21 protein-coding genes are annotated in these 24,620 nt (G+C 51.7%); 8 read left to right on the forward strand and 13 right to left on the reverse strand.

Annotated elements, in window-relative coordinates; genetic code table 11:
- Positions 1 to 31 precede the first annotated feature (31 nt).
- Both HBA49_RS10770 and HBA49_RS10775 read right to left on the reverse strand, forming a co-directional pair.
- Positions 32 to 871 carry an SDR family oxidoreductase gene (locus HBA49_RS10770; protein ID WP_005523973.1) on the reverse strand — a complete coding sequence of 280 codons (840 nt, stop codon included), beginning with the start codon at positions 869 to 871 and terminating at the stop codon, positions 32 to 34.
- A 166-nt stretch (positions 872 to 1,037) separates the two neighbouring features.
- Positions 1,038 to 2,516, reverse strand: a complete 1,479-nt coding sequence (locus HBA49_RS10775) for a succinic semialdehyde dehydrogenase (protein ID WP_005524249.1) — start codon at positions 2,514 to 2,516, stop codon at positions 1,038 to 1,040.
- A gap of 23 nt (positions 2,517 to 2,539) precedes the next feature.
- On the opposite strand from HBA49_RS10775, the gene HBA49_RS10780 reads away from it, so the two are divergent.
- Complete coding sequence (locus HBA49_RS10780) at positions 2,540 to 3,292, forward strand: SDR family oxidoreductase (protein ID WP_005524648.1); 753 nt, start codon at positions 2,540 to 2,542, stop codon at positions 3,290 to 3,292.
- Here HBA49_RS10780 and mshA read toward each other — a convergent pair.
- Positions 3,270 to 4,526: a D-inositol-3-phosphate glycosyltransferase gene (mshA, locus tag HBA49_RS10785; RefSeq protein ID WP_005524476.1), complete on the reverse strand. Its 1,257-nt coding sequence runs from the start codon at positions 4,524 to 4,526 to the stop codon at positions 3,270 to 3,272. The genes HBA49_RS10780 and mshA overlap by 23 nt on opposite strands.
- 265 nt (positions 4,527 to 4,791) lie before the next feature.
- Between mshA and HBA49_RS10790 the strand changes: the two genes are divergently transcribed.
- The gene (locus tag HBA49_RS10790) at positions 4,792 to 6,636 is read left to right on the forward strand and encodes a long-chain-fatty-acid--CoA ligase (protein ID WP_005524693.1); all 1,845 of its coding nucleotides are present in this window, start codon (positions 4,792 to 4,794) and stop codon (positions 6,634 to 6,636) included.
- Here HBA49_RS10790 and HBA49_RS10795 read toward each other — a convergent pair.
- Positions 6,626 to 7,765, reverse strand: coding sequence for a UDP-N-acetylmuramate dehydrogenase (locus HBA49_RS10795; RefSeq protein WP_040431284.1), 1,140 nt, complete (start codon positions 7,763 to 7,765; stop codon positions 6,626 to 6,628). The genes HBA49_RS10790 and HBA49_RS10795 overlap by 11 nt on opposite strands.
- A gap of 29 nt (positions 7,766 to 7,794) precedes the next feature.
- Here HBA49_RS10795 and HBA49_RS10800 point away from each other — a divergent pair, with 29 nt between their 5' ends.
- The 3 genes from HBA49_RS10800 to HBA49_RS10810 are packed head-to-tail and all read left to right on the forward strand — an operon-like array spanning position 7,795 to position 10,026.
- Positions 7,795 to 8,295: a DUF2505 domain-containing protein gene (locus HBA49_RS10800; RefSeq protein WP_005524585.1), complete on the forward strand. Its 501-nt coding sequence runs from the start codon at positions 7,795 to 7,797 to the stop codon at positions 8,293 to 8,295.
- A 15-nt stretch (positions 8,296 to 8,310) separates the two neighbouring features.
- The gene (locus HBA49_RS10805; RefSeq protein WP_005524512.1) at positions 8,311 to 9,141 is read left to right on the forward strand and encodes a class I SAM-dependent methyltransferase; all 831 of its coding nucleotides are present in this window, start codon (positions 8,311 to 8,313) and stop codon (positions 9,139 to 9,141) included.
- Between the two features lie 54 nt (positions 9,142 to 9,195).
- Positions 9,196 to 10,026, forward strand: coding sequence for an LmeA family phospholipid-binding protein (locus HBA49_RS10810; RefSeq protein WP_225866064.1), 831 nt, complete (start codon positions 9,196 to 9,198; stop codon positions 10,024 to 10,026).
- 267 nt (positions 10,027 to 10,293) lie between these two features.
- Here HBA49_RS10810 and HBA49_RS10815 read toward each other — a convergent pair whose 3' ends face one another.
- The 8 genes from HBA49_RS10815 to lpdA all read right to left on the reverse strand — a co-directional run bounded on the left by HBA49_RS10815 (position 10,294) and on the right by lpdA (position 18,626).
- Positions 10,294 to 10,851 (reverse strand): beta/alpha barrel domain-containing protein, encoded by a 558-nt coding sequence (locus tag HBA49_RS10815; protein ID WP_005524304.1) that lies wholly within the window; start codon positions 10,849 to 10,851, stop codon positions 10,294 to 10,296.
- A gap of 28 nt (positions 10,852 to 10,879) precedes the next feature.
- Positions 10,880 to 11,167 carry a DUF2516 family protein gene (locus HBA49_RS10820; protein ID WP_005519438.1) on the reverse strand — a complete coding sequence of 96 codons (288 nt, stop codon included), beginning with the start codon at positions 11,165 to 11,167 and terminating at the stop codon, positions 10,880 to 10,882.
- Between the two features lie 62 nt (positions 11,168 to 11,229).
- Positions 11,230 to 12,489, reverse strand: a complete 1,260-nt coding sequence (locus HBA49_RS10825) for a DUF445 domain-containing protein (protein ID WP_040431453.1) — start codon at positions 12,487 to 12,489, stop codon at positions 11,230 to 11,232.
- Between the two features lie 205 nt (positions 12,490 to 12,694).
- On the reverse strand, positions 12,695 to 13,045 hold the full coding sequence (locus HBA49_RS10830) for a hypothetical protein (protein WP_005524597.1): 351 nt from the start codon (positions 13,043 to 13,045) through the stop codon (positions 12,695 to 12,697).
- 170 nt (positions 13,046 to 13,215) lie between these two features.
- Positions 13,216 to 13,965, reverse strand: a complete 750-nt coding sequence (locus HBA49_RS10835) for a succinate dehydrogenase/fumarate reductase iron-sulfur subunit (protein WP_005519434.1) — start codon at positions 13,963 to 13,965, stop codon at positions 13,216 to 13,218.
- Positions 13,965 to 15,980, reverse strand: coding sequence for a fumarate reductase/succinate dehydrogenase flavoprotein subunit (locus HBA49_RS10840; protein WP_005524534.1), 2,016 nt, complete (start codon positions 15,978 to 15,980; stop codon positions 13,965 to 13,967). Before HBA49_RS10840 ends, HBA49_RS10835 begins: the two co-directional genes overlap by 1 nt.
- 30 nt (positions 15,981 to 16,010) lie before the next feature.
- Positions 16,011 to 16,769, reverse strand: coding sequence for a succinate dehydrogenase cytochrome b subunit (locus tag HBA49_RS10845; RefSeq protein WP_005519432.1), 759 nt, complete (start codon positions 16,767 to 16,769; stop codon positions 16,011 to 16,013).
- A gap of 441 nt (positions 16,770 to 17,210) precedes the next feature.
- Positions 17,211 to 18,626 (reverse strand): dihydrolipoyl dehydrogenase, encoded by a 1,416-nt coding sequence (gene lpdA / locus HBA49_RS10850; protein WP_040431451.1) that lies wholly within the window; start codon positions 18,624 to 18,626, stop codon positions 17,211 to 17,213.
- 916 nt (positions 18,627 to 19,542) lie between these two features.
- Here lpdA and HBA49_RS10855 point away from each other — a divergent pair.
- On the forward strand, positions 19,543 to 20,613 hold the full coding sequence (locus HBA49_RS10855) for an alpha/beta hydrolase (protein WP_005519428.1): 1,071 nt from the start codon (positions 19,543 to 19,545) through the stop codon (positions 20,611 to 20,613).
- A 352-nt stretch (positions 20,614 to 20,965) separates the two neighbouring features.
- Positions 20,966 to 22,318, forward strand: a complete 1,353-nt coding sequence (locus HBA49_RS10860) for a polysaccharide biosynthesis protein (RefSeq protein ID WP_005523877.1) — start codon at positions 20,966 to 20,968, stop codon at positions 22,316 to 22,318.
- Here HBA49_RS10860 and HBA49_RS10865 read toward each other — a convergent pair.
- Entirely contained in the window at positions 22,315 to 23,319 is a 1,005-nt protein-coding gene (locus HBA49_RS10865; RefSeq protein ID WP_005519425.1) for a hypothetical protein, read from the reverse strand. The two genes, HBA49_RS10860 and HBA49_RS10865, sit on opposite strands and share 4 nt — an antisense overlap.
- A gap of 281 nt (positions 23,320 to 23,600) precedes the next feature.
- Here HBA49_RS10865 and rfbB point away from each other — a divergent pair, with 281 nt between their 5' ends.
- Positions 23,601 to 24,599, forward strand: coding sequence for a dTDP-glucose 4,6-dehydratase (gene rfbB / locus HBA49_RS10870; RefSeq protein ID WP_040431280.1), 999 nt, complete (start codon positions 23,601 to 23,603; stop codon positions 24,597 to 24,599).
- Positions 24,600 to 24,620: the final 21 nt, after the last annotated feature.

A 24,620-nucleotide genomic window follows, 5' to 3' on the forward strand; every position in this document is an offset into this window, starting at 1 on the left:
TATTGTGGACTTTCTTACACTTTATTGGTTTTTACGTGTGTTTTCGCTGGAGACCACCATAGAACCAGGCGGAGGTGACGCCGCCGTCGATGAGGAAATCGGCTCCGGTGATGAAGTTGGCGTCTTGGCTCAATAGGTAAGCGCCGAGTTGGCCAATTTCTTCGGGGGTTCCGGCGCGCCCTGCGGGGCTTTTTTCGATCATTTCTCGATAGTTGCCGCCGGCCGGCCCAGAGAATTCTTCGCGGGCCATGGGGGTCATGATGATGCCGGGTGAAATGACGTTGATGCGGGCACCACGGGCTCCCCAGGTCATTGCTGCGGCTTGGACACGGAGGGTGTTTCCGCGTTTGGCGATTTGCATGGCGTGTACGGGATCGGTGATGTAGCGCAGCATGGGGAGGTTGAGGAGTTTTTCGGTGGGGGTGATGGCGAGTTGTCGGTCTTCGGCGGCGTAAAGTGCGGGAAGACGGTGTCCGGCGTGGGAAGAAACGATGATGCCGGCCCCTCCTGCCGTGATAACATCGCCGAATTTTTCGAGGATGAGGGCGGTTCCATAGAGTTCTACGGTAAGGATGTCGGTAGCAGTGGTGTGGGTGGGTGCGGCACTGGCGGTGTGAATGAGGTGGGTGAGGTGTCCTTGGCTGATGGCGAAATCGCAAAGGGTTTGAACGGATTCGCGGGAGGTGACGTCGACGGTGGTGGGAACAGCGGTGAAGCCGGTTTGGAGGAGGCTGCGTGCAGATAGTTCGGCGTTGTCAAGGTTGCTGTCGGCGAGGATGAGTATTTTACCGGCGCTTATTCTGCGGGCAATGGCTTGGCCGATGGATCCAGTACCAATGAGTACAACCACCTCCGAGCGTTGCTGCGCCATGGTGTTTACCTCACTTTGTGTATTTTCTGTGTGATTTCGTCAGGGTACACCTATACCCTACATAAAGCTAATAAATACCTGATAGTACATGGTGGTATTCGTGATAAAATGGGTACCCCCGTTAACGGAATAGGTGTTCTACTATCAACGAATGGGATCGTATTGGCTACAGAAAATATTTGCCTAGCCGTAGCATTTTGGTCATAGTGGCGGCATACAGTCGGCGTGGTAGCAGGCATGGCCCAGCGATGGGCATGATACGTTGTTCAGCAATAGTTTTTGGTTCCGTGTATTTCAATAATCCGGTCACACCATGTCGGCGCCCCATGCCGCTGTGTTTCATCCCGCCCATGGGTGCAGCAACTGATCCGAATGCGGCAGCAAAACCTTCGTTGATATTCACGCTGCCTGCATGCAATTGGCGGGCAATACGTCGCGCTGTCACAGGCTTGGCAAAGATACTGGCGGCTAGGCCATAGTTGGAGTCATTGGCCTTGGCAATAGCCTCGGTTTCATTATTGACGGTTTCTATGTATACGACTGGGCCGAACACTTCTTCCCGGTATAGTGCGGCTTCTGGCGGCACATCGTTCAACAGGATAGGCGCCAGGAAGCTTGGCCCCAGATCTGGCCGCGGCCCGCCAGTGAGTAAGGTTGCACCACGGTTTACTGCATCGTCAACGAGTTGACACACATGCGTAACGTGGGCCGGTGAAATTAATGACCCCATGTCTTCCGCCCACCCGCCGGTACCAATATTGAGCTTTTCGATGCGGTTTACCAGGCGATTCGTAAACTGGGTGGCTATGGCTTTATCCACTAAAATCCGTTCGATAGAAACGCATAGTTGTCCCGAATTACTAAAACACCCAGTGATTGCCCCGGTCACTGCGCTGCGAATATTAGCGTCCTGGGTCACAATCATCGGGTTTTTACCGCCGAGTTCCCCGGAAAATCCGACGAGTCGCCGCCCAGTACGTTCCGCCAATTGTTGCCCCGTGACAGTGGATCCAGTAAACATGACGTAATCCGCATTTTCAGCTATCGCGGTCCCCACCACCGCACCTGTGCCCGGCAACACCTGAAACACGTTTGATGGTACGCCTGACTCCCGGAGGATTTGCTCCCCCAAGAGAGCCGATAGCGGGGTTTGCGCATCCGGTTTTACTACCACTGTATTACCAGCCACCAGCGCCGGCAGAGCATCAGATAGTGTGAGGGTCAACGGATAATTCCATGGGGCAATAATGCCCACAACTCCTCGTGGTTCCCGAACCACAGTTGTGCGGGTCATCACCGGTAATGCGCCCCGTACCCGCCGCGGCCGCAACAACCGTGCCGCATGCCGAGCATAGTATCGGGCGTTGATAGCAACATCCATCACTTCATCTAACGCACTTGCCCGATTCTTCCCAGTCTCCAATTGGATGATGTCTAACAGTTCATCGCGGTGTTGCAACACAGCATCGTGAATCCGCATGAGGATTTTTGCCCGCTCCACCACCGGCCGGGCCGCCCACGCAGCCTGGGCTGCACGAGCATCCTGGATCGCTGCCAAGGTTTTTGCCGCGGAACATGCCGGTACTGTGGCACACACACTCCCGGTACGGGGGTTTATAACCTGCATCATGGTGGTATCGCTCATATCCTCAGCCTACGCTGGGGATCATGTCCACCATTTTCATCTCCGGCGCGGCCCGTGGAATCGGGCGGGCGATCGCCGAATTATTCCTCGACCGGGGTTGGATCGTCGGCGCCTATGACATTGATACCGTCGATTACACCCATCCAAATCTTATTACTGGTGTTCTCGATGTCACCGACGCCCAGTCGTGGCAAACCACCCTGGCGGAGTTCGCCGCCCACTCCCCCACCAGCACTATCACCGTTGTGGTGAATAATGCGGGGGTTCTCACCTCTGGTAACATCGCTGATATTTCGCCTGCAGCTATCGAACACCAAATTTCCGTGAACTGCACTGGAATAGCGCTCGGCGCACATGCTGCATTCCCACACCTCAGGACTGGCAGCACCCTTGTCAATATGGGTTCTGCCTCGGCAATTTTCGGCCAGCCCACCATCGCCGTTTACTCAGCCACTAAATTTTTCGTGGCTGGGCTTACCGAAGCCCTCAGTTTGGAGTGGGCAAAACACCATATTCGAGTCATTGACCTGTGGCCGCTCTGGGCTAAAACCGACCTGTCCTCTCATGCTAACGCAGGTTCCATCAAACGTCTTGGCGTCCACATCACCCCTAACCAGGTCGCACATCGTGTGTGGGAGGCAATCCACCCCCACAACCGATGGCAGGCGGGAAAACTCCATTATGGGGTTTCCGTGGCAGACACCGTACTCTATTACGCCCGCCGCCTAGCCCCCACCCGGGTAGCCCGCCGTATCACCCAACTCGTGGCCCACTAGGGGTAGACACGTCGGCTAATGCCTCCCGATAAATTTCCACCAGTGCTGCTGCCGATGACTGCCAAGAAAACTGAGCAGCGTGGGTTACCGCTTGCTCGGCCATTGCAAGCCGCATGGCGTCGTCGTCAAGCATGCGAGCAATAGCATCAGCCCAATCGTCTGGGTCATGACCATCAACAAGAATGCCGGTTTCCCCATCCGCCACCACAATCGGTAACCCACCCACCCGGGCCGCAATAACCGGAGTACCGGACGCCTGCGCTTCGATCACCACCAGCCCGAACGATTCATTATAGCTGGGCGCAGCAACGATATCGGCTGCCCGATAAATTTCCACCAGTTCCTCCGGCGGCCGGGGATCTAAAAACCGAACTCGATGCTCTAGCCCTAATTCATGCACCAACCCAATGTAGTTTTCCAACGCGGCACCAGCACCCGATGCCCCACCACAAATCAATACCTTCAGGTTTCGATTCGGATCCCGCGCTACTAACCGTTCCGTCGCCCGAATCAACACCTGCGGGCCTTTAAATTCTTGCAGCCGACCCACAAACGCCACCACTTTCGCGCATAATGGGATTCCTAATTCGCGCCGGGCCCGCTCCGTATTTCGCTCTGTGCCTGGGGTGAATAATTCTGTGTCTGTGCCTGGAGTCATCATCCGTATTTTGGCGGGTTGCGCATCATAATGATGCACCAAATCATTAGACTCCTCCGACGTATTCACCACTAACAGGTTTGCATTATCAACTAATTGTTGCTCGCAGATGCGCCGCGCCTCCGACTCCGGGGTATCCGTTAATGACCGGTGGTGATTTTTCACAGCCGCCAAAGTATGGGCAGTATGCACCAGTGGCACCTGCCACACATCCCGAATCAACCACCCCACCTGGCCTGATAACCAATAATGGCTATGGACCAAGTCGTAATCAATATGGTTTTCCCGCACAAATTCCAATACCCCTCGGGCAAACGCCGTCAATTGCGTGCACAGCTCTTCCTTGCTCAGCCCCTCATATGGCCCAGCAACCACATTAATAACCCGCAAATTGGGTTGTAGCTGCACCACTGTCCCCTGACTGGGGCGGGTAGCCCGAGTATAAATGTCCACCGTAACGCCCAGCTTTGCCAAGTGTATCGCTACATTAAGAATGTAAACGTTCATGCCGCCGGCATCACCAATGCCTGGCTGTTGGAGCGGGGAAGTGTGCATAGATATCATTGCAACGCGCATATTTTCAGTGTAGTTCTTCCTAATCCCGGCTTTTACATTGGGTGTTTAAATTATTGGTTGTTATGGTTACTGGCACGAATGTAACTATCATCATTGCGCAGTAACTGCGCTACGCTCCAGAATCCTTCGTAAGGAAATGCTCACGTTGTGGGGTATGCTTCTAACTACATATTTTCATGTGGTAGTTATGCTCCACTCTGCGTTGAGACACACTACGCTATTCATAACTATCACCCATAATCCATGTAGCGTAAGGATGACACAAATGCCAAAACAGGAACCCTCATCCCAAAATTCACCGAGTCATGAGGCTGCACAACCAGAAACGTTGAATCAAGATACGCAGGAAACACCAGCTATATCTGAGGCATCAGCAGCATCCGAGGAAACCACTGGGCAGAAGAAACCACAGGCCTATGAAACAAAAGCCTGGCTTGATCTTTATGGCCCATGGACTCCGCACTCACTGGATTATGGTGACACCACGCTGCTGGATATTTACGACAATAACCTTTCCCTCAACGCCGACAAACCCGCAACCTATTTCTTCGGCCGCACGCAAACCTACAGTGAACTAGACAAACAAGTACGGTCTGCCGCCGCAGGTCTCCGCGCTCTAGGGGTACGGGCAGGAGATCGCGTCGCCATCGTCCTTCCCAATTGCCCACAACATGTTGCCGCATATTTCGCGGTCCTAAAACTCGGGGCAATCGTGGTAGAGCATAACCCGCTATACACCGCCCACGAACTCGAATCCCCCTTCAACGACCATGCAGCCCGAGTAGCCATTGTTTGGGATAAAGCCGCTTCCACCTTGGAAAAGCTACGCCGAACCACCCCGCTGGAAACCATTGTGTCGGTGAACATGATTGATGCGATGCCCAAGGCAAAACAGTTCATTCTCGGGCTACCGCTACCAATGATTACCAAACGTCGAGAGGCACTCACCGCACCCGCACCAAACTCCATCCCGTGGGATCTGCTCATCAGCTCAGCCCTAGGCGGCAACGGCGACGATGTGGTGTCAAACATTGACGTCACCACGAAATCCGTCGCGGTGATCCTATACACTTCGGGAACAACCGGAGATCCCAAAGGGGCCCAACTCACCCACGGTGGACTCTTCGCTAACTTATTACAGGGCAAAGCCTGGGTGAAAGATCTCGGCAGCGAAGAACGGCTACTGGGGGCATTACCGTTCTTCCACGCCTATGGGCTCACTATTGTGCTGAACCTGGCTGTCTATATTGGTGGCGAAATCATGCTCCTGCCAGCACCACAAATCCCCCTCATCATGCAGATCATGAAAAAACGCACCCCCACATGGGTCCCGGGAGTGCCGACGCTGTACCAGAAAATTGTGGACGCGGCGAAAACCGATGGCATTTCCATTAACGGGGTGCGAAATTCTTTCTCGGGTGCATCCACACTGCCGGTAGACACGGTGGAGCAATGGGAAAAACTCACTGGCGGACTACTGGTAGAAGGCTATGGCCTCACCGAAACCTCCCCCATCATTGTGGGTAACCCCATGAATTCCAATCGGCGACCTGGCTATGTGGGCATCCCATTCCCAGACACAGAAATACGAATCGGCAACCCCAAAAATTTGGATGAGACCATGCCCGACGGGCAAGAAGGCGAAGTGCTGGTACGGGGACCACAAGTATTCGCCGGGTATTTAAACAACCCAGAGGCCACCGAAAAAGCATTCCACCACGGCTGGTACCGCACCGGTGATGTGGGCATCATGGAAGAAGACGGATTTATCCGCCTAGTAGCGCGTATTAAAGAAGTCATCATCACCGGTGGCTTCAATGTTCACCCACTAGAAGTGGAAGAAGCACTGCTGTCACACCCGGATATTACCGACTGCGCCGTGGTAGGCATGCCACGCAAAGACGGGTCAGAATCCGTGGTTGCCGCCATCACACTCGGCCCCGGCGCGGCATTGGATCCAGAGGGATTGAAGGAGTTCTGCCGCGGCCGGTTGACCCGCTACAAGGTGCCACGCACGTTCTACCACTTTGAAGACATGCCACGAGATCAAATGGGCAAAATTCGGCGGCGCGAAGTCCAGGCTGAACTTATCCGCAAGTTTATAAACTAACACCCACCCACACAGGTTCGGGGGCAAGGCTCACACCGAAGGTTTTTTCTACCCCATTGCGCACAGTACGGGCGAGCTCTACCAGATCTTCGGTGGTGGCACTGCCGCGATTCGTGAGCGCAAGAGTGTGTTTCGTGGAAAGCCGTGCGGGGCCATCTTCGGGATAGCCTTTGGGGTAACCGGCGCGCTCGATAAGCCAGGCGGCGGAGAGTTTTTTCCGCCCACCGCTAGCGTCGAAACATGGCATGGCGGCAGCATCGTCTGCGCCGTGGAGCTTTTCGACGACGGTACGAACGTGTTGGACAACTTCTGGGGAAACGATGGGGTTGGTGAAGAATGAGCCTGCGGACCACGTATCGTGATCGTCGGGGTTATACACCATGCCTTTCTTTTTCCGTAGCCGTAGAACCTCAGCACGCACGGTGGTGGCGAGCCTGCGTGCTTCGATTTCGTTCACGGATACGTTAAGGACCCGGGCGAGTTCCCCAAACCGTAGTGGTGCTGATAGACCATCATTGCGGAGTCGCAGTCGAATTCCGAGCACGACGGCTTTGTTGGTAAATTTCAGGTTGGAGTAGCGGTAAGAAAGTTCCAGGTCGGCGGAGCGCACCCACTCCCGGACACCGGTGTCACGGCGGTAAAGCTCCACTTCGGTGAGGACATCGGCGATTTCTACACCGTATGCCCCAACATTCTGCACGGGAGTAGCGCCAGCGCTGCCGGGTATGCCGGAGAGACATTCGATGCCGCCCATACCCTGATCGACAGAGAGGGAAACAACCGTGTCCCACACGGCACCGGCGTCGGCCTCAAGTTCACCAGTTTCTTTGTCCAAGTAGATCTCGTCACAGGCAACAATGACCGCGATGAGGGGAATATCGCCGTCGGCAATGACAAGGTTGGAGCCACCGCCAACGACGAGAAGTGGAATGTTGTGCTTGTCGAGGAGTTGCACAATATCAACAACCGCATCACGGGTGGTGCAGCGTAGTGTGTGGGCGGGTCGTCCCCCAAGGTGGAGGGTGGTGAGTTGGGCGAAAGTGGTATCGACGAGTTGTACATCATCGCGCTTCTCAACGACGCCGCGAACATGGGCGTCGAAAAGCTGTAATAAGGGTTCCATGAGCATAGTCACCATATTAAGGGTAATCTGTATGCATGACTACGCGTAGTTCGAATATTGTAACCATTAAACATCCAGCTCAATCGGTGCATGCTGCTTTGACCACCGAAGAATATTGGGCTCATGTGGCTGCTACTCTGTCCCCCGAGCCTGGCGAGGTGCATGAATTTGTACCTACAGATGGTGGCGCGGAAATCACCCTGTACGAGGTGTTGCCGCTGGAAATTTTGCCGGAGGCTGTGCGTTCGATGATCAGTCAGGCACTCAAAGTCAAGCGGGTAGTGACGGTGGGGCCGTTGACGGGGGAAACCGCTGCGTTGTCGTACACTGCTGACGTCAAGGGGACACCGGTGGATTTCAAAGGCACCATCAACCTATCTGGCAGTGGTGACGAAACGACTCTCGAATATGCGAATGAGGTCACGGTCAATATTCCTTTCATGGGGCCGGCCATCGAGCCGAAGGTGGCTGAGGCGCTAGGAGAGTTGTTTGGTAACGAGGGTGCTATCACTTCCGACTGGGTGGCTTCACACTAATTTTTTGCAGATTTTATGGCGAATCATGGGCATAATCAGCGCGCACAGTTTCGCCGTCATTCACAACAGCCCATTGGGACCATTACCCGCGGCACGACTGGTTTTAACCGGCTGCGGAAGGTAGACCGGTGGGTTTTTTATCATCCTGAGCTGCACCAGAAACTGCGTCCGCATGCGGTTGCGGCACCGTTAGCCATTGATGTGGGCTATGGGGATAGTTACACGACGACGTGTGAATGGGCGTGGTGGTTACGTCGCATAAACCCGCACATATCAGTGGTTGGGTTGGAGATTGATCCTAGCCGGGTATTGCCGCCGCGGGATGGGGTACGGTTTGAGCGGGGTGGGTTTGAGTTGGCGGGTTACCGACCCCATTTAGTGCGGGCTTTTAATGTGTTGCGGCAATATGATGTGACGCAGGTGCCGGATGCGTGGAGTATGGTGTGCGGCCGGCTGGCCCCAGGTGGGGTTTTCATTGAGGGAACATGCGATGAGCTGGGTAGACGGGCTAGTTGGGTGTTGCTTGATCGACGGGGACCGGTGTCGCTGACATTGGCGTGGCAACCGTGGGATGTGGCGAAACCCTCAGATGTGGCAGAACGGTTACCTAAAATACTGATCCACCGGAATGTACCGGGGCAGAAAATTCACTCATTATTGCAGCTTTGCGACGACTGTTGGGATAAAACCAATGGTTTGGCCGCATTTGGGCCGCGAATCCGGTGGCGGGAAACCCAAAAGTTATTGCGTGAACACTTGCCGATCCCACGACCACGGTTGCTTCGGGACAACATTTTGACGGTCCCATGGTCGGTGGTTGAACCGGAAACAACCGTATTTTTGTGATCTTGTGGTGCTGATTGTGGCACAATCGAGGTTTATCAGCCACACTAGATGGTTATGAAACAACGTTCATCTGCTGGGAAAATCCTCCTAACAATAATCATCGTGATAGCGGTTCTACTGCTGCTCGCCGAGTTTGGGCTGCGCTGGTTTATTGGTAATCAGGTGGTGCAGGCCCTGACAACGCAAGATACCCAAACTTCATCGGAGCAAAAAGAGAAGCCTAAAATCTCATTTGGCACATCACCTCTATTGTTGGGCCTGGTCAAGGGGGAAATTCCTCATGTTGAACTGGATACGCCATCAACGATAAATATCAAAAAGAATGCTGATTCCACCATTAGCGAAATCACCGGGGTACCCAAGACTCGCATGGTTGCTGATGGGTTATCGCTATTAGATGCAGAGAATCCCACCGCTCGCACCATGACACTGGAGGTAGAGCCGGACGATGCTTTCTTGCTGGCGATGGTGCAATCAGCCGTGGCGGAGCAGGATGGGGCAGGTCAAACGGATGCGTCTGATTTGAAGGCGAATCTGCAGGGGATTTTGCAGCAGGTGGTGAAGGTTACCAAGGTGACAAGTAATCCGCAAAATTCCACGATTGATGTGGAGTTTACTAATGGGGCGGCCACGTTAACGCTGAAGCCTAAGGTACAGGATGGCAATTTGGGTTTTGACGCGGTGAACACAGCATTATTTGGTTTTGCATTGCCGTCTGAGGTGACGGAAACCGTGTCAAAGGGCCTGAACGAGAACATTTCCAAGGTGAATACTAATGGCATGGCCACCGATGAGGTGACAGTTATTGATGGTGGGCTGCGGATTAAGATGAGTGGCCAAAACGTGAAATTGTCGGCGGCTTCCCAATCAATGCAGACACAATAAACCAACCACAATAAAATCATTCTTTGTGGGTTCCCTGCGCACCGGACGCCACAAGGAATTGGTTTGGATTGGGGTCTATCTGTAAGGGTGAGTGAGCACGGAGTTGGTGGGGGCTCTCAATAGGCTTAGAGAGCTTGAGAACCGCCGCCCTAAGTTCTTAGCCGAACCCAGGTTGATTCGCTACCTCACCATTTGCTGCTTAACGTGTTCGGTGTTGCTTGAGGCATCATGGTGCAGAGCTGTGCAGTACATGATGGTTATCCAGTTTTATTCCGCTGAATTAATGTCTGTGTTGAGCCATATGGCGGCATCCTGGGCACATGCGGAGCTTCGCCCAATGGCAATGACAGGAAGCACTGATGCTAAAACTGGGTGGGAGTGGGGTCGGGATTCAGTCACGCCCGTGCAGATGGCATCGGCACCACTGGTTTTAGCAACGGTGGCTAAGGCAAGGGCTTGGGCATCATCAAATTTTTGGGTATCTATCATGATGGCTAAGGTGGTTGGATGTGGTACAGCTTCTCGCAGTAACACAATTTCAGCCATGAGCGGTTCATGAATACCCGTACTGGTTGTTCCAAGCATGGCGCCGGATATGATGCTGGGGACGGCGATAATGAGTCGTGCGCCTTGTTGTGCCGCTAGCCGGGCTTCGCTGGCTTTGACAAGTTGATGGTGGTTACCTGTGGGGTAGCCAGCGAAGCTGGCAACGTCACCTGTGGCAAAATCCAACATGTTGGGGGGCACGCAGACGCTATGGCCGGCAGCGCACGCCGCAATGATTTCTTCCGGCTGGGGGGTGAGGAATGTGCGATAGATTTTCATGCGCGGCATTCACCAGTGTTTATGCTAGCTACCATCCGTAATTTCCGCTCAGGATATCGTTGATTTGTGGTCGCACATCGAACCAATACAATCCGGTGATGACTATGCCAATCCATGATAGGAACGGCATGGCGATAGCTATGGCTAGTGCTGATAGAAGAAGCAATCCAACCCATGCTAATTTTCCTTGACGTTCAGCGACAGTGAACGCATCTTCACGAGTGGTAGCTGCCAGTAGCGCCCCAATGAGCGCGAAGATCGCTATAAGCCAATAGCCGAATAGAATTGCTTGGTTGAGGATGCTTTCAATGTTCATGGCCACAGTTTTTATTCCCTGCAATATTGATGGTTCTACGGGTTATTGTATATATGGTTGGGTTACAACGGGGAGATTGTGAAGAGTAGATACGAAACAGTGTAAATAGCAAGACCTGCCAGCGCCCCCACGATAGTGCCATTAAGGCGAATGTACTGCAAGTCTTTGCCCACCATGAGTTCGATTTTATCGCTTGCCTCATCAGCATCCCACCGTTCGATGGTTTCAGAGATAATGCTGGTTACTTCGTCCGCATAGTTATCAGCGAGGAAGGCCGCTGCACCAGTGATTCGCTGGTCCACGGAGTACCGCAATTCGTCATCTGTTTGGAGTTTTTCTCCCCATGTCATGGATAGTTCTACAATTTTGCGGCGGAGTACGGATTGGTCATCACGGGCTGCGGATATCAAACCGTCACGGGCGCTGTTCCAAAGAGTTCCGGCGGCGTCGTGCACGGCAGAGGAATTCATGATGTCGGTTTTGATTTCCTCAACGCGGGCGATCATGGTGGGATCGTGTTGTAGGTCATCAATGAATTGGTTGATGAAGCGGCGAATAGCGTGACGGGCCTCATGGTTTTTATCGGCATTGACCGCGGCAGTCCAGGTGATGAGCTCACGGTATACTCGGTCGCCAACAAGTTCGTTGACAAAACGGGGAGCCCAGATCGGGGCGCGATCATCAAGCACTCGGGTGATGAAGTCTTCTGAGGTGAGCGCTTTTTTATGCATCCAGGCGACAAATTGATCGACTAAGGGTTCAATTTGGCCACCATCGGCAAGTTTTTGCAAGACTCGACCTAGTGGTGGCCCCCATTCCGGTTTGGAGAGTTTATCGATGAGTGAGGCTCGGATAACGGCTTCTGCATCTTTAGGATCAAGAGCGTTAACGGCATTGGCTACAAATTTACCTACTTCCCTGGATACTTTTTCCGCATTATCTGGTTCAACAAGCCATTTGGCAATACGCTCCGGCACTTCGGCCTTAGAAACTTTTTCGGTAATGAGTTCCGCATTGAGGAAGTTCTCACCCACAAAACCGCTGAGTGCTTCACCAACTTGGTCCTTTTTGCGCCGGATAATAGCTGTGTGGGGTATTTTTAGGCCCAGGGGGTAACGGAAGAGTGCGGTCACTGCGAACCAGTCGGCCAGGCCACCAACCATTCCAGCTTCGGCAGCAGCACGAACAAAACCAACCCAAGCACCAGTGTGTCCTTGTGCCTCCCACCAACGACATCCGAAAAATATGACAGCGGCAATAAGCAGCAATCCGGTGGCTAACGCCTTATACCGTCGTAGTTCAGTACGTCTGAGTGCCTCCATTTCTGGTGAGGGGCCAGGCACTGCTAACCGTTGTGTGGCGGTGATTACGGGTTTTTCCATATTTGCTATTATCCCTGTTTTTATTTGTCGATGCTGATTTCAGTAAGGTCCTTTTGAACATCGCATGTCTGCCTATATCCGGCATGAACCATCTTGAATGTCGAAAACCCCGCCGAAGCGGGGTTTTCTAGATGTAAACGCTTGGTTAGTTTACGCGACCAGTTTCAGCGCGATACTGGTAGTAATAACGACGACCATACTGAATGAGGCCAAAACCACCAACTAACAAAATCGCAGCTAGTACCAAGCCAATAATCAAATACGTGGATGCATAATCACTGATATGATACACCGAACTGGCTGCCCCAAATATTGTCAGCCCGATCGCCGCCAATGACGACAGGACAAGGCCCATGCCAACCCATGTGCTGGTGCGTAGCAGGGAAGAATGCGGAGCCATCAGGCTTGATGGATCATAACCATCAATGTAGTTCATGCGGCTAGAAACCTGGCCGTCGAAGACCGGGTACTCAGCCATCTGGTTTTCGGCTGACATGGACGTGCCTTTCTTTCTGAAGTTTTAAGCAGTGTGAGTTAAATGCGAAAAATCGAGGTATTAATCAAGAGATTATGTTATCAGTCTAGCAATGCCTGACCAAAGTTCAGGCATTACTTTCTGATATTGTTACCAAGACTACTTTCACGAGCTCATAAGCACTTATGCGTCTACGCATCCTTGGCGGTAAAGAACGCACGAGCCCGTTCTTTGTTCACCGCAGCCACTGCACTCAATGGGATACCTGCAGGGCAGACATCGGCACATTCACCGTAGAGGGTGCAGTGGCCAAAGTTGGTTTCCAACTCGTCGATCATCTTACGAGCACGGCGACCGCGTTCTTCTTTACCCAAGGGCATGAGTGACAGGTGGACCAGCTTGGCACCAGTAAACAGGTGGGCGGCACCATTGGGGCACGCGGCCACACAGGCACCGCAACCAATGCATGCAGCATGGTCAAGGGCAAGCTCTGCCGTTTGGTGATTCATGTGCAGAGTGTCGGCGTCGGGAGCGGTACCCGAGTTCACGGACACATAACCACCTTGCTGCATCACTCGGTCCAGGGCAGACCGGTCGACCACCATGTCTTTGATCACGGGGAATGCAGCGGAACGGAATGGTTCGATCTTAAGGGTAGAACCATCTTTGACGTTGAGTAGCCGCTGTTGGCAAGCTGGCTGGTTTTGTTCCAGACCATGAGGACGGCCATTGACCAGGAGCCCGCAGGTACCACAAATACCTTCACGGCAGTCAGATGCGAATGCGAAAGGTTCCTTTCCTTCTTCGATCAACCCAGAGTTAACGTGATCCAAGAGTTCGAGGATGGACATTTGAGCAACTGCGTCTTCAACGGTGACGTATTCGAAGTGTCCCTCGTGATACGGACCGGCCTGACGCCAGATTTCAAGATGGAGTTTCATTACTTGTAGTTCCTTGTCATCAGAGGGATGGCTTCGAAGGTGAGCGGCTCGGCATGACGAATGAACTCGCCTTCGTTCTTACCTGCTTCCCAGGCAGAGACGAAGCACCAATGTTCATCGTCGCGCTCGGCTTCGCCTTCTGGTGAGAGGTGGTCGTCCCGGAAGTGCGCGCCACAGGACTCATCCCGGTCAAGGGCATCAATACACATGAGTTCACCCAGGTCAATGTAGTCTGCGACACGGGCAGCATATTCCAGCACCTGGTTCATTTCGTCTTGCGAACCAGGGATACGCAGGTTGGACCAGAATTCTTTGCGTAGTGCCCGAATCTTTTCGATACCTGACTTGAGGTCTTCGATGTTACGTGCCACACCGCAAGAGAAATACAGGATTTCACCCAATTGGCGATGATAGTACTCGGGGCCGTGTGGATCACTGCCCTTAATGTTCATCAACCGGTCAATACGGGCTTGAGCGCGGTCCAGAGCAACCTGAACAGCAGGTGCGTCTTCAGCAAGTGGTGGCTCATTAAGGTGATGAGCCAGGAAGTTGGGGATAGTGAACGGCAGAGTGAACCAGCCATCCACAGATGCCGACAACAACGAGTTTGCGCCAAGACGGTTAGCACCATGGTATGTCCAGGAGCACTCACCGGCGGCAAACAAGCCAGAAATTGAGGTCATTTCGTTGAAGTCAGTCCACAGGCCACCCATGGTGAAGTGGCAGGTGGGGGCAATGCGCATGGGAGTGGTGTAGGGGTTTTCGCCAATGGCTTCTTCATACATTTCGAAGAGGTTGGAGTACCGTTCCCGAATGGTGTCTTGTCCCAATCGTTCAATAGCGTCACGGAAGTCGAGGTAGGCTGCGTTATGCAGCGGCCCGACCCCGAGACCTTTGTTGATTTGTTGGGAGATAGCACGAGAAGCCACGTCACGGGGCACCAGGTTACCGAATGCCGGATAGCGCCGCTCCAGGAAGTAGTCGCGTTCCTCTTCGGGGATGGTGTTGGGGTCACGATCGTCTTTGGGTTTGATGGGTGACCACACTCGACCGTCGTTACGCAACGACTCCGACATCAGAATGGTTTTGGATTGCCATTCAGAATTCACCGGCAAACCGGTGGGATGGAATTGGATAAATGAAGGAGATGCTAAATATGCCCCGGCTTCAAATGCTCGCATCATAGCACCAGCGTTAGAGTTCTTCGCCAGCGTAGACATATGGAACACATTGCCATAGCCGCCAGTACCAAGAATGACCGCATGGCCAGTGTGGGCTGTAAGTTCACCGTTGATGAGGTTACGCATCACCACGCCTTCGCAGCGTTTCTCACCATCAGTTTCTGTGATAATCAAATCCACCATTTCGTTGTGAGTGAAGATTTCCACAGTTCCCAAGTGGATTTGGCGTTGCAGGGCTGATGCTGTAGACAGCTGCAACTGTTGGCCAGTTTGTCCACGGGTGTAATAGGTACGAGACACCTGCACACCGCCGAAAGAGCGGGTAGCTAGTGCACCGCCATATTCCCGAGCGAACGGAGCGCCAATGGCGTTCATGTGGTCGATAACCCGAACGGATTCGTAGGCTAGCCGCCAACAGTCGGACTCACGACAACGATAGTCACCGCCTTTGACAGTGTCTTTCACATGGCGGTATGCGCCGTCGTTATCGACTTTTTTACCACGAGCGGAGTTAACGCCGCCCTGGGCTGCAATGGAGTGGGCACGTCGGGGAGCATCATGGTAGGTGAAAGCCTTAACGGTGTAACCCAATTCGCCGAGTGCAGCTGCGGCAGCGCCTGCTGCCAGCCCAGTTCCGACAACGAGAACTTTGAATTTACGACGGTTGAGTGGGGAAACCAACTCCATGTGGTCTTTATGGTATTGCCACATTTCTTTGGTGGGCACGCCCTTAGGCTCGTGAGATTCCAGGATGGTTCCTGGTACAACACCGGGAACAATGGAAGCAGGATGTTGGAACTCGGGTCGAGTTACGGTTTCAGAGTGAGTGCTCATTGATTATTTACCTTTTCGTCCGTTTATAACCTAGTGGATTAACCCTAGGGCGATAGACAATGGGATGGAAATATTGCCAATCATCACAACGGCCGGAACCAAGTAGGACAGTGCTAGCATGACCGCACGGGTGCGCTTGCCGGTGATGCCGAGGTCGGAAACCGCCAGATAGATGCCATGGGAAAGGTGCAGGAAAAGCACAACCATAGCCAGAATGTAGAAGATTGCGACTGGCCAGCGGGAGAAACTAGCAATCATATTGGCGTAAATATGACCGTGTTCAAAGGCGGTCGGTGCGGCAGGGGCTACGCCCAGGGTGAGGTCAAGGATGTGGAAAATAATGAAAGCCAGCAGCACAATACCCGTAACCAGCATGGTTTTGCTGGTAAAGGAGTTCATTCCACCAATAAGGTTGGTGCGACGGAATTTGCCACGAGATTTGCGGGACCGCCCGGTAAGTACGAATGCACCATAGATATGCAGAATGATGGCAGCTAGCAACACGATACGGAAAATCCACAGCATAGCCTCATGGGGTAGCAATGGATAAAACATCTCACGCAGCCACTTGCCGTACACGTTAATAGGACGACTTCCGTCCTCGTACGCAGGCAAGAAGACCTTTAAGTTACCAACCATGTGGAATACCACAAAGGCAGCAAAGAGCAGGCCGGTGACGGCCATTGATAATTTCAATACCCAGGTCGGGTGTTTCGGCCGATCACGAAGCGGTTTTTCAGTAATTTTGCCGTGAGCGATTGCGTCACGATCGATGTTATTTACAGTCATGGCACCTCCAGTGTCGTCCTTACTTTATTCTGCTTTTGAGGTCTCCAACTACCTACTTCACCGCTATGTGTCTTATGTCATATAGAAAAAAATAGCCAACTACCAGCAATTTAGGGTAGCCTGGCCTGAAATATGTTGGCCATTGCAGTGATTCCACCCCCACTAACAGGGGTTTTGGAAAAGCGTGAAGTGACATCTCTTTGACGTTCCCACAATGATCCAAAATTTTTGTGTTAGCTAAATCCCACCCGTTTGGTATCAATCGAAATGTTGACGCTGAGATGGGTATCAAACTGACTGTTGAACTGCATACTATCTTTGTTGTGTTCGAAGCTACGTTATGCCCTTGGTTTACTGCTATAGCAGTAAACCAAGGGCATAACCTCCGTAACTAACTGAACTAGTCGCAAACTAATTACGGGTGCAGTGGGCCAGGATTAACTACAGGTTAATCATATGCCCCATGATGCCTTCTGCTGCCTCTTTCATGGCTTCAGACAACGTTGGGTGGGTGTGAACGTTCCGACCGATTTCTTCACAGGTGAGATCGAACCGTTGTGCCAAAGTGAGCTCTGGCAGCATTTCGGACACTCCTGAACCAACCATATGGGCACCTAATAGCTCCCCGAACTCGGCATCAGCCACAATCTTGACGAAACCTGCGGATTCCGCTAAACCTTGTGCCTTCCCATTCGCCGAGAATGGGAAAGTGGCGCTTTTAATCTTACGATCTGCAAACTTCTGTTTTGCCTGTTCTTCGGTGTAGCCGAAAGAAGCAACCTGCGGATTACAGAATGTTGCCCGTGGCATCATCATGTAGTCGCCAAGTTCTTGAGTCTCGGCGTTAGCGATGGTTTCTGCCGCAACCACACCTTGCGCTTCAGCGACGTGAGCCAACTGCAACTTAGCGGTCACATCCCCAATGGCATAAATGCCAGGAACATTTGTCCGCATGCGTTCATCAATGTCAATGGCACCCCGGTCGGTAAGTTTCACACCGGTGTTTTCCAGACCATACCCCTCAACTCGTGGGGCGAAGCCGATGGATACCATGACTCGATCAGCCTTGATAGTGTCAGACTTGGAACCATCCTTGGATTCCACGTCTACTTCCACGCCTGCACTCCCACCCAGGTCACGGATTGCGGTGGTCTTGTAGCCGGTGAGCAGTTTGACACCAAGTTTCTTGTACTGTTTTGCAATTTCTTTAGAAACATCGGGGTCTTCATTCGGCAATACCCGATCCATAAACTCCACAATGGTAATGGACACGCCATAGTTAGCTAGCACATAAGCGAATTCCATGCCGATAGCACCAGCACCAACAATCACCATTGACTTTGGTGCTTTGGAGTGAAGAATCTGTTCTTCAAAGGAAACAATGTTCCCACCAATTGTCACGCCCGGCAGTGAACGCACAACCGAACCCGTGGCAATAATGCAGTTATCAAAAGTAATGATTTTACCTGTATCTTTACCCTCCCGCACTTCAATGGTTTTAGCGTCTTTAAAAACACCTAAACCATTGATCTCGGTAATCTTGTTTTTCTTCATCAGGTAATGTACGCCACGCACGATGCCTTCAGACACTTTGCGGGAACGCTGATGAGCAGCCCCAAAATCGAAAGAGGCATTACCCGAGATGCCAAATGTTTTCGCCTCGTGGTTAAAAATGTGGGCCACTTCTGCATTCTTCAATAATGCTTTTGATGGAATGCATCCCACATTGAGGCATACACCACCCCAATACTGCTTTTCTACAACAGCAACCTTTTTACCAAGCTGAGCTGCGCGGATAGCGGCAACATAGCCACCAGGACCGGCACCAAGCACTACTACGTCAAAATGTTCAGTCACATATCCAGAATACGAAAAAATCACAAAAATGTCGCATTTTTCGCCCGAACACTACACGATCGCTAAGTTAACGGAACCCTATTCACACGCTCTTGCTCATGCGTGCTGCAAGAAACCACCATCATCTTCCACCGCTTCGACTGAAATTTTACTGTGTAGTTGGTTGCCAGGTTTTAAAGCATACCTAGGCTCTCGCTCAACGTACTGGAGGTGGAAGATCCCAAGTTCAACAGAACACCCAAGATTTCATTAAGTTTGATGGTGATGAGTTCAACAAAAGATAGGTCCCGCATGAGTTTCTCCTTAGATCAATGTGGCTTGAAGCCTTTGACAGTGATGACATGAACAATTCATGTATAGAGCATGTGATCCATTCAGGAAAACCACATGAGCTATCACACGAATATGTGTTCTTCTCGTTCCTTCTTATTTATTACCACTGTCATTCTTCAGCGTTACATGGTAACTATGCAACCATGGGGTATGTTTCTCCCCCCAAATTGGTCCCCCTTATCTATTAACACATCATGGTAGCCTGCAGGCCCAACCGAAAATCGTTGAAGTTTCCATTAGTATCAAGACAATACCCCCTCATGGAATGCTACTACCCCCAGGTGGCGGGGTAATTTCTCACTAGGTCCAGCGTATTGCTGGTTTAACTTATGTAATAAACAGGGGTACCTATAGATATTTTGCGACTCGATGCTCTATCATCAGCCTTATCCTCAATTGTTTTAAGTCGATAAGACTTATAGATGAGTGCGTGTTGTCACAAGCTGATGTTTTCCGGCACTGTTAACAACTAAGCACAAACAACCGATGGTAAATACAGCATCTGTAACGTCTTACACGCTCAAATAATGATCACAGCTTTGGCTGAATGAATCAGTCAAACACACAATAGGAAAATTCGTCTATGAAGCTCACTCGTACATTAGCCGCTACTATTGCCGCACTTTCCCTCTTTGCCGCCACACCACATGCTGCTTTTGCCTCCGAAGTGACACCTGCACAGATCGCCGGTAATACTCCGCAATCCGTAATCAAGGTGGGCAAAAAAGAAGGCGAAGACCCTGCATGGCGGAAGAAACTGGATGCCAACGACAATCGGGTTACCGAAATGTGGGCAACCTCACCCGCCATGGATAACCGAGAGGTCCCACTTGTTGTCATCAAAGCCGCCGACGCCAATCGACCAGTCCTCTATCTCCTCAATGGCGCAGATGGTGGTGAAGGTAATGCTAACTGGATAGCTCAAACAGACGTTATTAATTTCTACAAAGAAAAGAATATCAACGTGGTTATTCCCATGGCTGGTAAGTTTTCTTACTACACTGACTGGGTCAGTGATTCAGCCAAGTTGGGCGGCAAACAAAAGTGGGAGACCTTCTTAACCAAGGAACTCCCTAGCCCCTTGGAGAAACTACTCAAAGGTAATGGCAAACGGGCCATCGCTGGCATGTCCATGTCTGCGACGAGCTCTATGTTGCTTGCTGAGCACAACCCGAAGTTTTATGACGGCGTAGCATCGTTCTCGGGCTGCTATGCATCCTCCAAGCCAATTCCTGCTGAATTCGTCAATGTCACTCTCAATCGTGGTGGCAGTTCCCGGGAACAAATGTGGGGTCCCCTTGGTGGACCGGAATGGCAGCGTAATGACGTCCACGTTCAAGCTGAGGGGTTGCGTGGCTCCCAAATTTACGTATCCAATGGCACTGGCCTGGCCGGTGAATGGGACATGCCTAATGGCCCTAAGCTCCGAAAGGCCGATCCCTTGGTCGCATCCGTAAGCTCCTCGATTCTCGTCGTTGAGGGTGGCACTATTGAGGCAGCGACCAACGCCTGCACGCATGACCTCAAACAGAAGTTGGAAAGCATGAAGATTCCGGCTAACTTTGTCTTACGTAACACTGGTACCCACTCTTGGTCGTACTGGGAGCAAGATCTGCGGGACTCGTGGCCGACATTTGAGAAGGCTTTCAGCTAAAATAGTAACTGGTTTTCTGCATTTCAGTAGAGGCAAGCCAGGAGTAACATTATTACTCCCGTAAAACCCCACTATTTACCGCGTTTAGTGGGGTTTTACGCATGTATGCTCTCTGTGGCCTCCAACCACACGCAACTTGATGGAATAACGCAATAGTGGTACATGCAAAACATCAGCAGACACCCCAGCACCCTATTTTTACCCCCGATCCCCCCATGCCCCCAGTTTTCTCCCATTTGATGAACACCATGTGTCTCATCTCATACCATTTTTCTGCGATGCTGTAATGCTATATGTAGCTGGCCATCAGTGAAACGTGAATCACAAATCCACTCAACTAAAAGATATAAACATGAATGACACAAAGCTGAATGATGTGAAACCACATCAACCTCAAGTGGAACAATCAATGCGGTGGCTATCAGTTGCTACTGCCATTGCTGGTATCTCCGGCTTTGCCGTGGTCATTATTCCCGGTCGAGCTTTCGGTAAAGAATCAACTATCTCCATAGAGTTCCTTGCCTACTGGGGGTTATTTTTTACAATTACGGGAATTATTACCGGTCTGACGCAGGAAACTACTCGGGCAGTCACTACAGCTTTGGAAACCCAAAAGCCTAGAGATAACTATGATGATTCACACGGAATAAATCCCATCACCACATCCACGGGAAAAAACTTGGCTCAACCTATCATTATTGGTTTGTGGATCGCCTTGGTCACCATGGTTACCGTCATTGTTGTGGCACCACTGTGGTCGCCGCGGATTCTGTCGCAGCATAACCTTGTAGGCATTATCCTGATGGCGGTTGGTTTAGCAAGCTATACCGTGCAAGCCACTATCGCTGGCCTCATTTCTGCATCTAGATTATGGAATCGTTACGCGTTACTCATCACATTGGATTCCGTCTCACGGATGGTGTTAGCGATTATTGCCTGGATTTTTGGCTGGAAACTTGTGGCGTTCTTGGTGGTCACTGTGCTGGGGGCAGCATCATGGCTGGTGTTGGTAACTTTTAGCTCCCAGGTGCGTGAGACTTTGCGGTTACGTGCGGATGTTTCCACTAAGCAGTTTCTTCAACGTGCGGGTTTCGCCATGGCGGCTTCCGGGGCAACCGCGGTACTTATTACGGGCTTTCCGACCTTGGCAAAATTCACCCATCCTGATGTCACACCTGTTGGTGAGGTGTCAGTCAATGTGGTGTCTTATGGGGTGATCTTGACCAGAGCACCATTATTGGTGCCGTTGCAGCAGTTTCTATCTGCCTTGGTCGTCCGGTTTGTCCAGCATCGTAATAAACCACTGCAGGCACTATCGCAACCATTCTTGCTGATATGGTCTGTTGGGTTATTGGGAAGTTTTGCCGCATGGTTGATTGGCCCATGGCTCATGGTGGCCGTTTTGGGTGATGCGTATGTTATTTCAGGTCGATCACTCGCATTATTCACCCTGGGCGCAACATGCACCGCATCACTGATGATTACTGGTGCCGCCGCAATGAGTATCGATAAGCACCAGTATTACCTTTGGGGATGGGCAACAGCCACACTGGTGGGTATTTGCTTTCTCGCTTCACCATTATCGCTAGAAAATGGTGCCTGGTTAGCATTATGCATTGGCCCGCTCTGTGGGCTGGTGGTGCATATGGTAGGAATTTTTACGGCACGAACGAACTCATCAAGCTTATCGACGTCTGTAGCTTAGGCAGCCGCATGCCCGGATGAGTCTGGATCTGCGGGACCTGGTTCCGGTGCTTCCGGGGTGGTGATCAGGCCACGCAGTTTCGACAACCGGTATCTGCGGGCCTCTCGAACAGCATTTTGCAGGTCAATTACGTTTTTAACCACCATTGGCTGGCATCCTTCTACCACAAGATTGCCCTTGTCATCTGCTACCGCCAAGAGTGTCACATCTGGGTCAACAACCGCATGAACGTGATCGTACAGGTAATCGGCGACTTCTTTACCAGCGGTTTGGGCAGCCTCAGCTACCTGTTGGTTGAATTGGGGTGAGTTTTCCTTGTCTATACGGATGATGATTTCCGTTCGGCCGTCATTCAGTTCATGATGCACCAACCGGCTTTGTTGTTGCTGTTTCTTCTCTTCTCGGGCTGCAACCCGAGCTTCTTCAGCCGCCCTGGCTTCCTCATCCACATCGAGGCGAGCGGCTTTCAGCGCTGCGCGAATGATGGTGGTTTTCACCCACTCATATGTTTCCTCATCGCTAGTGAATAGATTATAGATGGCTGGTTCTACCTCCATTATTTGGTCATCGTTGAGACCAGCAAGTTGTTTACCTATGATGATGAGGCGTTCCAGGTCAGCCGTGCCTGCATCGTAAATACGGGCACGTATGTCGGGGAGAATGGTAAGAATGTGTGCAGTGGTCAGCAAATGTTTGCCGTTGGCTTTGGTGAGTCCAAAACCATCACAAATCAGCATGAGTGCTTCATCGTAGTGTTCGTCGTAGATCAGCTGATATTGCAGGAGATGGTCCAAAACAGCGCGATTGTAGTATTGCGTGGCAGTCTTAAATGACTTGAATGATACGGTTTCATTGTCATCAGCAATATCGGGGGCGAGTGTTTCAACAATTGCGGGAAATTCTGCTAGCGCGGACTGACGAAGGGCTGCCTGGCGTTGTCGACGCTGGTTTCGGCGAGCTTGATGGTTTCGGTGGTTTTTGCGGTTGCGTGACATGGTCATCGTGCTCCTTAGACCTATATGGTGACTGGTAGTGGACTGGGAATTTGTCCCTTTAGCACCAGATTAATCAGCGCGCAACCATGCTCGCTAAGTAGCACAAAAGTTATCCACAAGTAAAGGTGCTATTTTCTAGACATATATCTTGAGCTGCATAAATAAAAATCACATTTAGGTTACACTACACCCGAATACCTGTGGAATTCTACAAATATGCTACTTCTTCCCCGTGGGGTGTGTCGTTTTTCTGCCGACTGGACCCCGTATCATTAACTCTTATGAAGATGCTTGTTACAGGCGGCGCCGGTTTTATCGGCACCAATTTTGTGCGGCGCACACTAACTACTCGTCCAGAATATGAGATCACAGTCTTGGATAAACTCACGTATGCCGGAAATAGCAGTAATCTCACGGGACTTGATGTTCACTTCGTGCAGGGTGATGTTGCTGACCGGGAGCTCGTCGATAAGCTAGTAAAAGCTTCGGACGTTGTGGTGCATTTCGCGGCGGAAACCCACGTTGATGCTTCGCTGCGGGACCCGGCGGCGTTTGTGCATAGTAATGTTGTGGGAACGTTTGCGCTGCTTGAAGCCATACGAAAATATGATACTCGGCTGCATTATATTTCCACGGATGAGGTGTTTGGCGACCTGGAGCTCACCGACTCCCGCAGGTTCACGGAAACCAGCCCATATAACCCATCGTCACCATATTCCGCTACGAAGGCTGGTGCGGATCATCTGGTTCGCGCATGGATCAGATCGTTTAATATTCCTGCTACGCTTTCGCACTGCTCCAATAATTATGGACCTTACCAGCACATTGAGAAATTCATTCCCCGCCAAATCACAAATATTCTCACCCACCGGACGCCAAAACTGTATGGTACTGGTGCGCAAATCCGCGACTGGATCCATGTGGACGATCACAATTCAGCGGTACAGCTCATTCTCGATAATGGCACTATTGGGGAAAGCTACATCATTGGCGCCGATAATGACCATATAACAAACAAGCAGGTCATCTCACTTATTTGCGAACTCATGGGGCTCAGCCCCGACGCTTACGAACACGTAAGTGATCGCCCCGGGCACGATCAGCGCTACGCCATGGATTCTACAAAGCTACGCACCGAATTGGGGTGGCAGCCGCATTTTACCGACACCAACACCGGCATGCGGACTGGGTTAGCGGAAACCATCACCTGGTATACCGAAAATCGCGCGTGGTGGGAACCGCTCAAAGCACAGGTTGAAGCAAATTACGCCGCGACCGGACAATAATGGAAACCAATTCGAAGCAAT

Source organism: Corynebacterium matruchotii (genome assembly GCF_011612265.2).
Taxonomy (GTDB): Bacteria; Actinomycetota; Actinomycetes; order Mycobacteriales; family Mycobacteriaceae; genus Corynebacterium; species Corynebacterium matruchotii.

Excerpts from the sequence above, each read along its gene's own strand:
- HBA49_RS10790 (WP_005524693.1), top strand. The coding sequence starts at position 4,792 with ATGCCAAAACAGGAACCCTCATCCCAAAATTCACCGAGTCATGAGGCT.
- HBA49_RS10815 (WP_005524304.1), bottom strand. The coding sequence starts at position 10,851 with ATGAAAATCTATCGCACATTCCTCACCCCCCAGCCGGAAGAAATCATT.
- mshA (WP_005524476.1), bottom strand. The coding sequence starts at position 4,526 with ATGCGCGTTGCAATGATATCTATGCACACTTCCCCGCTCCAACAGCCA.
- HBA49_RS10835 (WP_005519434.1), bottom strand. The coding sequence starts at position 13,965 with ATGAAACTCCATCTTGAAATCTGGCGTCAGGCCGGTCCGTATCACGAG.
- HBA49_RS10820 (WP_005519438.1), bottom strand. The coding sequence starts at position 11,167 with ATGAACATTGAAAGCATCCTCAACCAAGCAATTCTATTCGGCTATTGG.
- HBA49_RS10845 (WP_005519432.1), bottom strand. The coding sequence starts at position 16,769 with ATGACTGTAAATAACATCGATCGTGACGCAATCGCTCACGGCAAAATT.
- HBA49_RS10860 (WP_005523877.1), top strand. The coding sequence starts at position 20,966 with ATGAATGACACAAAGCTGAATGATGTGAAACCACATCAACCTCAAGTG.
- HBA49_RS10865 (WP_005519425.1), bottom strand. The coding sequence starts at position 23,319 with ATGACCATGTCACGCAACCGCAAAAACCACCGAAACCATCAAGCTCGC.
- HBA49_RS10800 (WP_005524585.1), top strand. The coding sequence starts at position 7,795 with ATGACTACGCGTAGTTCGAATATTGTAACCATTAAACATCCAGCTCAA.
- HBA49_RS10855 (WP_005519428.1), top strand. The coding sequence starts at position 19,543 with ATGAAGCTCACTCGTACATTAGCCGCTACTATTGCCGCACTTTCCCTC.
- HBA49_RS10810 (WP_225866064.1), top strand. The coding sequence starts at position 9,196 with ATGAAACAACGTTCATCTGCTGGGAAAATCCTCCTAACAATAATCATC.
- HBA49_RS10805 (WP_005524512.1), top strand. The coding sequence starts at position 8,311 with ATGGCGAATCATGGGCATAATCAGCGCGCACAGTTTCGCCGTCATTCA.
- HBA49_RS10775 (WP_005524249.1), bottom strand. The coding sequence starts at position 2,516 with ATGAGCGATACCACCATGATGCAGGTTATAAACCCCCGTACCGGGAGT.
- rfbB (WP_040431280.1), top strand. The coding sequence starts at position 23,601 with ATGCTTGTTACAGGCGGCGCCGGTTTTATCGGCACCAATTTTGTGCGG.
- HBA49_RS10825 (WP_040431453.1), bottom strand. The coding sequence starts at position 12,489 with ATGGAGGCACTCAGACGTACTGAACTACGACGGTATAAGGCGTTAGCC.
- HBA49_RS10840 (WP_005524534.1), bottom strand. The coding sequence starts at position 15,980 with ATGAGCACTCACTCTGAAACCGTAACTCGACCCGAGTTCCAACATCCT.
- HBA49_RS10780 (WP_005524648.1), top strand. The coding sequence starts at position 2,540 with ATGTCCACCATTTTCATCTCCGGCGCGGCCCGTGGAATCGGGCGGGCG.
- HBA49_RS10830 (WP_005524597.1), bottom strand. The coding sequence starts at position 13,045 with ATGTCAGCCGAAAACCAGATGGCTGAGTACCCGGTCTTCGACGGCCAG.
- HBA49_RS10795 (WP_040431284.1), bottom strand. The coding sequence starts at position 7,765 with ATGCTCATGGAACCCTTATTACAGCTTTTCGACGCCCATGTTCGCGGC.
- HBA49_RS10770 (WP_005523973.1), bottom strand. The coding sequence starts at position 871 with ATGGCGCAGCAACGCTCGGAGGTGGTTGTACTCATTGGTACTGGATCC.